This is a genomic window from Corynebacterium silvaticum, from assembly GCF_002162115.2.
Classification (GTDB): domain Bacteria; phylum Actinomycetota; class Actinomycetes; order Mycobacteriales; family Mycobacteriaceae; genus Corynebacterium; species Corynebacterium silvaticum.
On the sequence record NZ_CP021417.2, the window covers coordinates 1,538,644 to 1,550,617 of the forward strand.

An 11,974-nucleotide genomic window follows, 5' to 3' on the forward strand; every position below is an offset into this window, starting at 1 on the left:
AACTCGTCTCACATCGAGCCGAGTGATCTGCTTCGGTCATTCACTTTTCCTCTAATCTAGCGACACAAGACATCAGCGGGGATAACTCCACGTCTTCCACCGTTGCCTCTGTTATCCAACAAATTCATGGTTCTCCTGCTCAACGAACAATTATTGTTGTTGCTGTCCAGACAGAGCCTCAGGCGCCGACATATCCAATCGGTGAGCTAGGTTTAGAGATGCTTCCTTGCACTGATCATTCTTTACCGGATTCAGAGGAAAGCACTGTTGGTTATCCAGTCGGATACCTAGAAATTGACGTGCCGCTGCAGTCAAATCTTTCTTCAATCGCGTGCGACATCATCCTGGATGCGGAGCTTCAGCCCCTGCCCGCAGAACAGCCAAGCGACGAGGCACGCGAAGGCGTCCGCTTATTGTTGGAATCTCTCCCCTCGCTTGCGGAAAAGCTAGGTCGTACCATCATCCAATTGTGGAAGCTCATGCCCGCGGAGCCGACTCCTTATAGAGCAGTTTCCTCGAGTCAGTCATCCATGAACAAGGCTTTGTCCAAGGTCTGGATGAGATTCAAGGATATGTACCCGCTCAGGATTATCCCACAGAGATTCCTGAAGATTGTGAATCCCTCACCTACTACGATCATGCGCCGCCACATGATATCGTCGACAGCCTCCTGTCGCTATTCGATCAAGCAGCCCACGACATACCGGTAGGCACATTAACTAGGAAGCCACGCCCCTGGACTAGGGAAAGGCTAGAACAAGCAGCTGAAACAACTCGCCATCGCGGAAACCAAGTAGTTTCTACCGTGCTCGTGCACCAAGGAAGGGCCATCGCTTTCAGCGAGGCTTCTCGACGCGCCGACGCATCTCCTTCTGTCGCCGAACAAAGCTTTACCCTTGTTCTACGCGAATATAGGGGAAAGCATCTGGGCACGCTGATCAAAACGCTCTGTATAGCGGAAGCGCTTCGTCGATGGCCTCATATCAAGCGTATATATACCGAGATGGCCACGTACAACGTGGCCATGCAAACGGTTAATAACCAACTTGGGTTTACACACGTAGCTGCAGTACGCGCATGGGAGGAAAAACTAGTTTAACCGGGGACTGGCTTTATCGGTTGTCTTTGTCGGTTCCACGTTCCTGGTTCTTCTTGTGCTTCGCTGCAGCTAACCGACGCCGATCATCAACAAATAATGGGTTGTCTTTCGGCATATTCGCCTGGTCGGCTATGCGCAGAGAGCGCTGTGCATAGCCGACCTCATCGAGGTTTTCATGTTCTGCCCGCGCCTGAGCAACCTTTGCTTGTTCATCGCTTCGAGCAAAGATAATCAAGCTTAAAAAGAAGACCAGAATAATCGTGGCTGCCACTTCCAATAACAAGCCGATTCCGATACCGGTCTGTCCTTGAAACTCTTTACTTGGCAGCCTCATCCATAAGCAGAACAAGGAAACCAGCAGGGAGATTCCACCAAGTAGATAGCATACATTGGCAGCTAAAGTACGTCGGAATAATAACGTCAAGCCATTAAGGACAACGACGGACAATGTCCCCACATACACAAAGATGTGCTCCGCCACCTTGACTGAGCCATAGTCGCCGGGGATGAGTAGCTGTACCCCGCGAATTCCACCTGTATGAGGTAGCGCAAGGCCAACAAGAAAAAGGATAAGAGCCACAAGCATGCCGGCACGCGCGCCATCCGTTGATACACGACGAGAAACGGTCTTCTCTTCACGTGCTAACTGGCTAGCAGAAACTGGCTCTTGTTTTGCTTCAGACACTACTGCCTTCTCCTATTAACGACTCAATAATGCTGCGCACAGTGCGCAAACAGATGTAATGTGCTTCCCTGACTTAGCAGCCACAAGCATCCTGCGACGCGGACTTCTGTGCACTTGGTGCACCTATTGAAGGTAATCCTAGCCCAATGCCGACAGGCGCAGTCGTAGGTACTTTTCCAGCGGCGCTCATATCACCGGCTTTTGTACGACGATGCGAGATAACGCCAGAATCTGCAATTAAGAAGTGCGGCGCCGCGCTAGTGACCGTAGTGACAACAATGTCGCCTGAGCGGATCTCCCCATCCGTGACACCTTCTGGGGAAAAATGTACCAGTCTGCCGTCACGGGCACGTCCGGTGAGCCGGTTTGTCTTATTGTTCTTCCGTCCGCCTTCAGCCTGCACCAAAAGCTCAACCTCTGTGCCAATCAGCTTCTGGTTTTCTTCGAGAGACACTCGCTCTTGCAGCTCTAGGAGACGCTCGTAGCGTTCCTGCACCACTTTTTTTGGTATCTGATTTTCATATTCTGCTGCAGGTGTTCCCGGACGAGGGCTGTATTGGAAGGTATAAGCACTCGTAAAACGGGCTTTTTCTACCACGTCCAGTGTCGCCTGGAAATCTTCTTCAGTCTCACCTGGGAAACCAACAATGATGTCTGTGGTTATCGAGGCATAAGGTATCTTCGCCCTTACCTCATCCAAAATCGCAAGGAATTTCTTTGATCGATACGAGCGACGCATCTCTTTCAAGACCTTGTCCGAACCAGATTGAAGCGGCATGTGCAGCTGCGGACAAATATTAGGAGTCTCCGCCATGGCGTCAATGACGTCGCTAGTAAATTCGGCCGGGTGTGGACTGGTAAAACGCAGTCGTTCGAGCCCTTCGATATCACCGCAAGCCCTCAGAAGCTTAGAAAAAGCGGAACGATCACGCTCAATCGAAGCATCCGCGAAGTTAACACCATAGGCGTTAACGTTTTGCCCAAGCAGCGTTACCTCAGACACACCCTGTTCCACGAGTGCTTGAACCTCTGCCAGGATGTCGCCGGGACGGCGATCGGCTTCTTTACCGCGCAGTGAGGGCACGATACAGAACGTGCACGTATTGTTGCATCCGACGGACACCGACACCCATCCCGCATATGCAGACTCTCGCTTTGTGGGAAGGACGGAGGGGAATTGCTCCAAGGAATCTACGATCTCTACCTGAGCACGGTTGTTATGCTCCGCACGATCAAGCAACGCTGGCAACGAACCAATGTTATGCGTGCCAAAAACCACGTCTACCCAAGGCGCTTTCTTAACAACGGTGTCCTTGTCTTTTTGCGCTAGACAACCGCCCACGGCGATCTGCATCCCAGGGCGTTCCACTTTGGTTGCGCGTAATTGCCCCAGGGTGCCGTAAAGGCGCATATCAGCGTTTTCTCGGACAGCACAGGTATTAAAGACCACCAGATCTGGTTCATCACCAGCTGCTACGGGTGAGTATCCGGCGTCTTCAAGAAGCCCAGAAAGTCTTTCAGAGTCGTGGACGTTCATTTGGCAACCGAAGGTTCGCACCTCATACGTCTTACCCACGCCCACAGTTGTTTTCTCGGACTTCTCGTTCTTCATCTGCACATCTTTTGTTGACAATGACACGTCACGCCATTGTAGTGGTCAAGGGATAAAAGCCATAACCGGATCACCTGCATTTTTAGGATGCTGTTCCTTGGCTTTCATTCTTTAAGTTCATCCAACCGCTGTTCTAGTGCAGAACGTGCGATCTGCAGCGACTGGAATTGCCCAAAGCCTCTACGCACAAGCACACCTACGATTCTTCTGAGTGCCTTGTCATAGTCGTTTCGCGTTTCGGGCACTTTTTTAATCGACCGAGCCTTTTTCCAGGCTAAGGTGCTCGCCACGCTTTCTTCATCATCTTCAGAAACCTGGCGCAGTGCTTCCTCACACTGTTGCCTGGCCACTCCTTTTTCTTTGAGCTCATGGTTAAGCGCAGCGCGAGATTTTCCACGTGCTACATGCCGTTGCCGCACCCATTCATTGGCAAACGTTTGGTCGTCGAGTAGCTTTGCATGCTCAAAGTCTTCCAGTACCGAATCAACAACGTCTTCTTCAAAATCCAAAGAGAGCAACCGTTGCTTAAGCTCGTGGCGTGAGCGCTGACGTTGATTGAGCAACAGAAGCGCGCGGTGTTTCACCGGAGCTTTGGCTTCTTCGAACTTTTTATCAAAAAGCTCGCTGCCTTCCTCGTGATAGCGCTCAAGCGCCCGCGAAAGGCGCTTGAGCTTGTCTTCTTTGCTTAGACTTGGATCAATCTTAGCCATTGTCCTCATCATCAAAGTCGATATTAGGGACCATATCTACTGGATCATCAGTAAGCGCATCGTTTTGATTAGCGTACTTTCCAATCTGCAGTGCCCGGAAGATCTTCTCTTCGATTTCGTCTGCCAGTTCAGGGGTCTGCTTTAAGTACAGACGGACTTTTTCCTTACCCTGCCCGAGTTGGTCGCCATCATAGGTAAACCACGAGCCCGATTTTTTGATGATTCCGTTGTCTACACCCAAATCAATGATGGAGGATTCTCTCGAGATTCCTTCGCCATACATGATGTCAAATTCTGCAATTTTGAATGGGGGCGAGACCTTATTCTTCACCACTTTTAGCCGGGTCCGGTTACCAATGGCATCCTGCCCATCCTTAAGCGTTTGGATGCGACGAACATCGCACCGAACTGAGGCATAGAACTTCAGTGCTTTACCACCCGTAGTTGTCTCAGGTGAACCAAACATCACGCCAATTTTTTCACGCAGCTGGTTAATAAAGATAGCGGTCGTTCCCGAGTTATAGAGAGCGCCTGTGATCTTGCGCAAAGCCTGGCTCATCAAACGCGCCTGCAAACCAACATGGCTATCTCCCATTTCCCCCTCGATTTCCGCTTTAGGGGTAAGAGCAGCCACGGAGTCAATAACAATGATGTCTATGGCACCTGAGCGAACAAGCATGTCTGCAATTTCCAGAGCTTGTTCACCGGTATCTGGCTGAGATACCAACAGCGCGTCTGTATCTACGCCGAGCTTGCGTGCATAGTCTGGGTCCAAGGCGTGTTCGGCGTCGATAAACGCGGCGATCCCCCCAGCACGCTGCGCTTGCGCTATGGCGTGCAGCGCCACAGTCGTTTTACCCGAGGACTCAGGTCCATACACCTCGACGATGCGCCCCTTAGGGAAACCACCGATGCCGAGGGCAACGTCGATTGCAGTGTTTCCAGAAGAAATGGCGCTAATCGGAGGCCTATTTTCGTCACCAAGGCGCATTACTGCGCCTTTACCAAAGTCTTTCTCGATCATAGCCAAGGCCGCGTCGAGCGCTTTTTGCCGATTATCCCCTGTTGCCGGCTGAGACTTCGAACTTTTCTTAGCTGCCATTTTTATCCTTCTTTTCTCATTGAGGAACACTCAAATTAATCTGGCTCATCTTTTTAACGAATGATCAGGGCACTTCGGATCCCTCATCAGTGTATAGCCGGGGAATTCCACCCCCGATTGGTGAGCTCGACTCAACTAAGCATGAATCCTAACGACCACTGCCAACATCGCATTAATCTCCCACGAGAATACACAAACAGATGTTCGACAAGCAAACCAGTCTCCGTAGAATTGTGCATAGTCCTGAGCACCTTTTAATTCGGATTATCTAGCCCCAGCTGCCTGCTTTCGGGAATCGAAAAGTCTTCGCACAATGCCCACCACACTGCTCGCGGCTCTACCCCATTCTCAATTAAGCGATTCGGAGTATCCCCCAATGCTGCCAGGACATGAGAATGGAGCAACCACGGTCCGCGAGTGCTGCCGAATTCATCAACTACCAACTGGTGAAACTCTGTTAATCGCATAGTGGTCATCGTAGGCGATAATCCCATGCACAGCGCAGCCCCGATAGTGAATTGAACAGCGTTAACTACTACTGTTTATGAACGTGAACACTTCTTCTCAGCGCAATCGACTACTTGACCTCGCCTATATCGCAGTCTTTGCGGCTCTTATCATTGTTTTTGCTTTCGTTTCCATTCCGGTAGGCGCTGCCGGCGTCCCTATCGTTATGCAAAACGCAGTCATCATTTTGGCCGGCCTTATCCTAGGCGGACGCAGAGGCTTCCTTGCGACGGCTCTATTCCTCGCGCTCGGACTAATCGGTCTCCCTGTACTGGCAGGTGGGCGTACTACCCTGGCTGCATTATCAGGCCCTTCGGTAGGTTACCTCGTTGGTTACCTGCTATCGCCTTTGGTAGCAGGAACCATTGCGTATCTCGCACCAAAGAAATCCAAGCCTTTAGCCACGGTCTTCTTTGCCCTCGCAGCTTTTTCCGCACTCTTAGTCCAATACGCATGCGGAACCTTTGGACTTATGATTCGAGCCGGCCTCGATTTTGCCAAGGCGGCAGCTGTTAATATTCCCTTCGTTGGCCCTGATGCTGTAAAACTCGTCATCGCTGTTGTCATTGCATTAGGCGTGCACGCGGCCTTCCCGGATATCCGCGGTACTCGCCGTACCACCCCGTCCGCAGGCTAGGACCATGCCAAGCATCATCTTTGACAACGTCTCCGTGGCTTACGAAGACCTGCCCGTTCTCGACTCCGTAAGTCTGTCGCTCAAGGAACACCGCGTGGGTATTATCGGTGCTAACGGCGGCGGAAAGTCTACCTTGGTGCGGCTTATTAACGGGCTAAGCGATCCGTCTTCAGGAACCGTAGTCGTGGACGGCCTTGACGTCGCAACGCAAGGCAAGATGGTTCGCCGTAAAGTAGGTTTTGTGTTCTCTGATGCAGAGAACCAAATCATTATGCCAACGGTTAAAGACGACATTGCCTTCTCTTTGCGCCGCCTCAAACTGGATAAAGAGACACGACGCAAGCGCATCGCAACCGTGCTAGCCCGTTTTGGCCTTGAATCACACGCGGAGCACTCGCCTCATCTGCTCTCCGGAGGGCAAAAACAACTACTTGCGTTGGCATCTGTCTTGGTCATAGAGCCTGAAATCGTGATCATGGATGAACCAACCACACTTTTAGATATGCGCAACCGCGCTCATATCAAGACCATCATCGAAGGGCTAGAGCAGCAGGTTATTGTGGTCAGTCACGACCTTGATCTTTTAAGCAATTTCGATCGAGTTCTGTGCGTTCATGAGCGAAAAATCTTGCTCGATGGTTCACCCGAGTCTGTGATCCCACAGTATGTCTCCCTTATGGAAAACAACCCATTATGATGCGCAATGTCCCTTTAGGAGTCTATGTTCCAGGCGAAACCGTTATCCATAGAATCCCTCCAAGTGCAAAGTTTTGCTTCCTTATAGTCTTTGTCATAGCTACAACGGCTTTAGTAAAACAGCCGGTTGTCGCACTATTCTGCGTCCTCTTTTCTGTATCTCTGTACATCTTGGCAAAAATTCCCCCGCGTATTGCGTGGGGGCAACTGTGGCCCCCAGTACTTATATTGCTATTCCTCGGCGCATTTCAGTGGTGGCAAAAAGGATTGCCGTACGCATCCACCCTTGTTTTAGCTATTTTTTCTTCGCTCATGCTCGCAATGCTTCTCACGGTGACCACCACTCTGGATTCAATGATGGAGGCGGTGCAACGACTATTAGCCCCCACGGAACGGTTTGGAGTTCCTGTAGAAACCATCACGTTGGCGTTTTCTTTAACACTTCGACTCATCCCCCTCATGCTCGCAACCGTCTATGAGGTACTAGACGCTAGGAAAGCCCGCGGTGCCACTTTTTCTCTTATGGCCCTAGGAACGCCTGTGATGATCCGCTCCATCCGTCGCGCGCGGGGCATAGCGGATGCGCTTATGGCACGTGGCGCCGGCGATTAGGCGCTCTTTATTAGCACAACAAAAAGGCACAAGTCCTACCACCAATCGGGGACTTGTGCCTTATTCGTATAACAATTGATTCGCAGCTTTATGCTTCTCCGCGAAGCTCTCGCATCTTTTGCGCCACAGCATCATCGGTAGCGCTCGGTGCTGCCTGCGACGCCTCAATCGAGCGCTGCTGGGCGCTATTGCCGGACGCGAGCTGGCCGCCTGCCATTTCTGCACGAATCTGCTCCAAGCGTGAGTGGCCTGCAAGCTGCACGCCCGCCTGCTCGATCTCAGCCATACGCCCCTGCACGGAGTTCTGAGCGAGTTCCGCAGTGCCCAAAGCATTAGCGTATCGACGCTCAATCTTCTCACGAACCTGGTCAAGATTAGGAGTATTGCGGTTAGAGATAGAGTTCATCGACTGAATCGACTCTGCGACCTTCTCCTGCATCTTCGCCTGCTCGAGCTGGCTAAGAAGCTTGGTGCGCTCTGCCACCTTCTGCTGCAACGCCATGGAGTTACGCTCAACTGCTTTCTTAGCTGCCTCAGCTTGCTGAAGCGACTGATCGTGCAGTTGCTTGGTGTCCTCTACGCCCTGCTCCGCAGTAACCAACTGCGCAGCGAAGGCCTCTGCAGCGTTTTCATACTCTGTGGCCTTCTGCGTGTTGCCCTCAGCGCGTGCTTTATCTGCAAGCTGAATAGCCTGGCGAGTGTTGGATTGAAGCTTCTCAATCTCAGCCAAACGACGGTTGAGCTGCATCTCCAGCTGGCGCTGATTACCAATAACTGCTGCTGCCTGCTGCGATAGCTCCTGATGCTGGCGTTGAGCATCCTCGATAGCCTGCTGAATCTGAACCTTCGGGTCAGCGTTCTCTTCGATCTTAGAATCAAAGAGAGCCATCAGGTATTTCCATCCCTTGGAAAATGGGTTAGCCATCGTGCGTTAGGCCTTTCATTTCAATAGTTTTGTTCGCGTTATGCACGCGCTTAATAATCCTAGCTCAGGTTCGAGCTATCAGACCATGTTCACCACAGGTCGGGGACAAAATCAAGAAAATTAGTCTTGCTTATACGCGAGCTAGATCGGCTTCAGCCGACCGCACGGCCATAGAGCCTGCGGCCTCAATAAGGACGTCAGCCACAGTAGCTCCCAGCGCATGACAGACAGAAGCCAGAAGCTCCGAGGATACTTCTTTCCGGCCCCGTTCTAACTCCGATAAATATCCCGGAGACACTCTCGACGCTTCCGCGAGTTCGCGCAGCGTAATACCTTTGTCTGCGCGGAAAGCACGCAGCGCAGCTCCCAATGCTTGGCGCAAAAGCGGCTCTGGTGCACGAGCAGACCGCCCAGTGGCAGAAGCCGAAACTGGATTATCTAAGACAGCGGTATATTTCATCATCGTTAGTTCAAACGGCTTAAGCCGCCCTTTTGTTCCCACTTCCCATAGAAATTCCCAAACTTGCGTCAACTCTACTCAATATAGAGCAGTAGTAGATCACAGCGTTACACAAACCTTACACTGTTAAAAGTCGCATCATGAGTTCATGGGCACATCGCACAGCCGCAGACCGGATATGAGGTCGCGTGCTCACAAGAAGCCCGTCCTTCGCACCTAAGTCACTAAGGTCTCCTGCACGATACGCATTGGCCTGTCCCGCGGGGGAAGCAATCCCAATCCACACTTCACCCACCGGATGCCCTGCCTGCTGGTCCGGTCCGGCAACACCGGTTAAAGAAACCCCCCAAGAGGCACCGCATCGGATGCGCGCCCCCTGTGCCATAGCCACAGCACATTCGGAAGAAACGGGGCCGAACTCATCAAGTATTGATTGATCCACCCCGGCTAAATCGTGTTTTAAGCTCGTAGCATAGGTAACAAAGCCACCTGTGAGCACTGCGCTGGCGCCTGGAACGTCGCCAAGCGATGCCATGTACAAACCAGCTGTAAGCGATTCGCATGCCGCGAGGGTCTCGCCTCGCCGTTTCAAGGCGGTGATAACCCGCTGCGCGCCCTCCACGTTATCGTTCACGATTCAATCGACGCGCGTCGATAAGATATTGCACACCAGTAATAACAGTGATCGCCACGGCGGCTAGCATCACGAGGAACTGAACAACCGAAAAAACTCCAGACAGAGGTATCAGATACAGCGCTACCGCCAAAGATTGGAGGGTTGTCTTAATCTTCCCGCCCTTGCTGGCTGGAACCACGTTTCCTTTACGCAGTTCACCCATGCGCCAGAACGTGATGCCGAGTTCGCGAACCACAATAATAGCCGTGACCCACCACCCCACGAGTCCCACAATATTCAGGCACACAAGCGCCGTGATCATCAACGCTTTATCTGCGATCGGATCCGCAATCTTGCCAAAGTCAGTAACCAGGTTCTTAGCTCGTGCTATATCGCCATCCAACTTGTCCGTAATCATGAGCGCAACAAAGACGCCTAGGCTCCACCACATCCACGAGACATGCTGACCATCACCTGAAATAACGAGCCACGCAAATAATGGGATGACAATGATGCGCAGACTAGTCAGGACGTTAGGAACATTAAAATTAGAAGGCTTATGTTCCGGTGTGTTGACAGTGCGTTCCTCATTCACAATCACTCACCATACCCGCCTCCGCGCTAATCATTTGCTGCACCACACGATTAGTCAACTGAGAATTCTCGATCAACCCGCAGTGGTGCTTGGGTTTCTAACGATACAATCTAAAACATGAACACCTTTGCTTTCCTCTATAGTTATGACCCCAATAACCCCGCAATCGCAGAGATTCGCCCACGTCATCGCGAATTTTGCAGCAAACTCAAAGAAGAAGGAACAGTCATCGGTACTGGTCCTTTTGTCGACGGCGACGGGGGCGCACTACTCGTTGTACGACTGCCCGAGCCCAGCACGCTTGCCGACGCTACAGCGATCATGGACCGCGATCCCTTTTACGCAGAGGGTGCCCTCACCGGACGCACCACCCACACATGGAACCCCGTGATCAATATTTTTGAATATTAAAACGGCTGGAAAATTTGCCGTTGCATGCAAAAGACTCTGCCGCACTAAGGGTATTGCTTCCTTATGTATGCGGCAGAGTCTTTTCTGCGTTGCCTTCTATGCTTGCTTGGCGCGTAGCTAGCCTTTATTCATCAGTGTCATACACCGCTTTAGTGCGCACTACGCCTTGGGGGTCATCGCGTTTGGATTTAATTACAGAGGCAAGCACAGTCACCGTCAGTATCCCCACGATGGCAACAAGTGACCACACCGTGCCAATTTCTGGCACTGAAACGTTGTTACCGCCATTGATAAACGGAAGATTATTTTCATGCAGGGCGTGCAGGACTAGCTTCACTCCAATAAAGCCGAGGATGATGCCCAATCCATAAGGCAGGTAGACCAAACGCTCAAGCAGGCCATCGAGCAAGAAGTACATCTGGCGCAGACCCAGCAACGCAAACGCATTAGTGGTGAAGACGATATACGGTTCTTTAGTGATGCCATAGATTGCAGGAATCGAGTCAAACGCAAACATGAGGTCAATCATGCCGATTGCCACCAGGGCGATAAACAGCGGCGTTAGCGCAAATTTACCCTTTTGGTGAATGTAGAGATGATCCTTCTCATAGGTGGGCGTGACGTGAACTACTTTGCGCAACCATTTGATTATCCGCATATCGTTGGGGTCGGTCTCAGGTTGATCGGTTGCCTCGTCATAGATGAGTTTGATAGCGGTGTACAACAAGAAAATACCGAAGATATAGAACACATCTGACCAGGCGTGAATCACAGCGGCGCCAAGCAAAATAAAGATCAACCTAAAGATCAGCGCCAGCGCTATGCCAATAAGCAGCACTTTTTGTTGATATTTACGAGGAATCTTAAAAGTCCCCATGATCAACGCAAAGACAAACAGGTTGTCAACGCTAAGTGCTTTTTCCGTCACATATCCCGTGAAGAACTCAATCCCGTGTTGATGCGGGTTACCAGGCTCGCCCCAAACAAACCAAAGAAAGACGCCAAAAGCGCACGCCAGGACCACATAGAACAAAGACCATCCTGCAGATTCTTTGAGCGTGGGCTCATGTGGGGTTTTTACGTGGGAATAAAAATCAAAAACAAAAAACCCTGAGATCACCACAAAAGTGATGATCCATACCATCATGTTTACTTCCAAGGAAAAAGACACCTCCGGTCTCATTCGGTCAGCGGATGAACCGGAGGTCTCCCCCACTCCTAGAACTTTTAGCTGTTTTTGCCAGAAGCTCCTATAGGAGCCAGCACGACCGGGAACCTATGAAGATTGCCGTGTTGACGATCAATGC

The 11,974-nt window shown here is 51.3% G+C and carries 16 protein-coding genes; 6 read left to right on the forward strand and 10 right to left on the reverse strand.

Annotated elements, in window-relative coordinates; translation table 11 throughout:
• Positions 1–218 precede the first annotated feature (218 nt).
• Both CBE74_RS19615 and CBE74_RS19620 read left to right on the forward strand, forming a co-directional pair.
• Positions 219–710, forward strand: a complete 492-nt coding sequence (locus tag CBE74_RS19615) for a hypothetical protein (protein WP_225871132.1) — start codon at positions 219–221, stop codon at positions 708–710.
• Entirely contained in the window at positions 701–1,099 is a 399-nt protein-coding gene (locus tag CBE74_RS19620) for a GNAT family N-acetyltransferase (RefSeq protein WP_233426107.1), read from the forward strand. The genes CBE74_RS19615 and CBE74_RS19620 overlap by 10 nt, the downstream gene beginning before the upstream one ends.
• 13 nt (positions 1,100–1,112) lie before the next feature.
• Here CBE74_RS19620 and CBE74_RS19625 read toward each other — a convergent pair whose 3' ends face one another.
• The 5 genes from CBE74_RS19625 to CBE74_RS19645 all read right to left on the reverse strand — a co-directional run bounded on the left by CBE74_RS19625 (position 1,113) and on the right by CBE74_RS19645 (position 5,675).
• Positions 1,113–1,784 (reverse strand): Rv2732c family membrane protein, encoded by a 672-nt coding sequence (locus tag CBE74_RS19625; protein WP_087454132.1) that lies wholly within the window; start codon positions 1,782–1,784, stop codon positions 1,113–1,115.
• Between the two features lie 73 nt (positions 1,785–1,857).
• On the reverse strand, positions 1,858–3,396 hold the full coding sequence (gene miaB / locus CBE74_RS19630) for a tRNA (N6-isopentenyl adenosine(37)-C2)-methylthiotransferase MiaB (RefSeq protein ID WP_087454133.1): 1,539 nt from the start codon (positions 3,394–3,396) through the stop codon (positions 1,858–1,860).
• 104 nt (positions 3,397–3,500) lie between these two features.
• Entirely contained in the window at positions 3,501–4,106 is a 606-nt protein-coding gene (gene recX / locus CBE74_RS19635) for a recombination regulator RecX (protein ID WP_087454134.1), read from the reverse strand.
• Positions 4,099–5,208, reverse strand: a complete 1,110-nt coding sequence (recA, locus tag CBE74_RS19640; protein WP_087454135.1) for a recombinase RecA — start codon at positions 5,206–5,208, stop codon at positions 4,099–4,101. The genes recX and recA overlap by 8 nt, the downstream gene beginning before the upstream one ends.
• Positions 5,209–5,462: 254 nt before the next feature.
• Positions 5,463–5,675 (reverse strand): DUF3046 domain-containing protein, encoded by a 213-nt coding sequence (locus CBE74_RS19645; RefSeq protein WP_087454905.1) that lies wholly within the window; start codon positions 5,673–5,675, stop codon positions 5,463–5,465.
• A 77-nt stretch (positions 5,676–5,752) separates the two neighbouring features.
• Between CBE74_RS19645 and CBE74_RS19650 the strand changes: the two genes are divergently transcribed.
• Genes CBE74_RS19650 through CBE74_RS19660 form a run of 3 tightly spaced genes read left to right on the forward strand, consistent with a single transcriptional unit; the run spans position 5,753 to position 7,660 of the window.
• Positions 5,753–6,352: a biotin transporter BioY gene (locus tag CBE74_RS19650; protein WP_166740997.1), complete on the forward strand. Its 600-nt coding sequence runs from the start codon at positions 5,753–5,755 to the stop codon at positions 6,350–6,352.
• 4 nt (positions 6,353–6,356) lie between these two features.
• Positions 6,357–7,049, forward strand: coding sequence for an energy-coupling factor ABC transporter ATP-binding protein (locus CBE74_RS19655; protein ID WP_087454136.1), 693 nt, complete (start codon positions 6,357–6,359; stop codon positions 7,047–7,049).
• Entirely contained in the window at positions 7,046–7,660 is a 615-nt protein-coding gene (locus CBE74_RS19660) for an energy-coupling factor transporter transmembrane component T family protein (protein ID WP_087454137.1), read from the forward strand. Before CBE74_RS19655 ends, CBE74_RS19660 begins: the two co-directional genes overlap by 4 nt.
• A gap of 88 nt (positions 7,661–7,748) precedes the next feature.
• Here CBE74_RS19660 and CBE74_RS19665 read toward each other — a convergent pair whose 3' ends face one another.
• The 4 genes from CBE74_RS19665 to pgsA all read right to left on the reverse strand — a co-directional run bounded on the left by CBE74_RS19665 (position 7,749) and on the right by pgsA (position 10,262).
• A complete protein-coding gene (locus tag CBE74_RS19665) occupies positions 7,749–8,585 on the reverse strand; it encodes a PspA/IM30 family protein (protein ID WP_087454138.1) in 837 nt (278 codons plus the stop codon).
• Positions 8,586–8,715: 130 nt separating this feature from the next.
• Complete coding sequence (locus tag CBE74_RS19670; protein WP_087454139.1) at positions 8,716–9,048, reverse strand: helix-turn-helix domain-containing protein; 333 nt, start codon at positions 9,046–9,048, stop codon at positions 8,716–8,718.
• A gap of 115 nt (positions 9,049–9,163) precedes the next feature.
• Positions 9,164–9,679, reverse strand: a complete 516-nt coding sequence (locus CBE74_RS19675) for a CinA family protein (protein WP_087454140.1) — start codon at positions 9,677–9,679, stop codon at positions 9,164–9,166.
• Positions 9,669–10,262, reverse strand: coding sequence for a CDP-diacylglycerol--glycerol-3-phosphate 3-phosphatidyltransferase (gene pgsA, locus CBE74_RS19680; protein ID WP_087454141.1), 594 nt, complete (start codon positions 10,260–10,262; stop codon positions 9,669–9,671). Before pgsA ends, CBE74_RS19675 begins: the two co-directional genes overlap by 11 nt.
• A gap of 111 nt (positions 10,263–10,373) precedes the next feature.
• Here pgsA and CBE74_RS19685 point away from each other — a divergent pair, with 111 nt between their 5' ends.
• Positions 10,374–10,667: a YciI family protein gene (locus CBE74_RS19685; protein ID WP_087454142.1), complete on the forward strand. Its 294-nt coding sequence runs from the start codon at positions 10,374–10,376 to the stop codon at positions 10,665–10,667.
• Positions 10,668–10,791: 124 nt separating this feature from the next.
• Here the strand turns inward: CBE74_RS19685 and CBE74_RS19690 are convergent, their stop codons facing one another.
• Entirely contained in the window at positions 10,792–11,811 is a 1,020-nt protein-coding gene (locus CBE74_RS19690) for a TerC family protein (RefSeq protein WP_375167323.1), read from the reverse strand.
• Positions 11,812–11,974 lie beyond the last annotated feature (163 nt).

Excerpts from the sequence above, each read along its gene's own strand:
- CBE74_RS19615 (WP_225871132.1), top strand. The coding sequence starts at position 219 with ATGCTTCCTTGCACTGATCATTCTTTACCGGATTCAGAGGAAAGCACT.
- miaB (WP_087454133.1), bottom strand. The coding sequence starts at position 3,396 with ATGAAGAACGAGAAGTCCGAGAAAACAACTGTGGGCGTGGGTAAGACG.
- recX (WP_087454134.1), bottom strand. The coding sequence starts at position 4,106 with ATGGCTAAGATTGATCCAAGTCTAAGCAAAGAAGACAAGCTCAAGCGC.
- recA (WP_087454135.1), bottom strand. The coding sequence starts at position 5,208 with ATGGCAGCTAAGAAAAGTTCGAAGTCTCAGCCGGCAACAGGGGATAAT.
- CBE74_RS19645 (WP_087454905.1), bottom strand. The coding sequence starts at position 5,675 with ATGCGATTAACAGAGTTTCACCAGTTGGTAGTTGATGAATTCGGCAGC.
- CBE74_RS19650 (WP_166740997.1), top strand. The coding sequence starts at position 5,753 with ATGAACGTGAACACTTCTTCTCAGCGCAATCGACTACTTGACCTCGCC.
- CBE74_RS19655 (WP_087454136.1), top strand. The coding sequence starts at position 6,357 with ATGCCAAGCATCATCTTTGACAACGTCTCCGTGGCTTACGAAGACCTG.
- CBE74_RS19660 (WP_087454137.1), top strand. The coding sequence starts at position 7,046 with ATGATGCGCAATGTCCCTTTAGGAGTCTATGTTCCAGGCGAAACCGTT.
- CBE74_RS19665 (WP_087454138.1), bottom strand. The coding sequence starts at position 8,585 with ATGGCTAACCCATTTTCCAAGGGATGGAAATACCTGATGGCTCTCTTT.
- CBE74_RS19670 (WP_087454139.1), bottom strand. The coding sequence starts at position 9,048 with ATGATGAAATATACCGCTGTCTTAGATAATCCAGTTTCGGCTTCTGCC.
- CBE74_RS19685 (WP_087454142.1), top strand. The coding sequence starts at position 10,374 with ATGAACACCTTTGCTTTCCTCTATAGTTATGACCCCAATAACCCCGCA.
- CBE74_RS19690 (WP_375167323.1), bottom strand. The coding sequence starts at position 11,811 with ATGGTATGGATCATCACTTTTGTGGTGATCTCAGGGTTTTTTGTTTTT.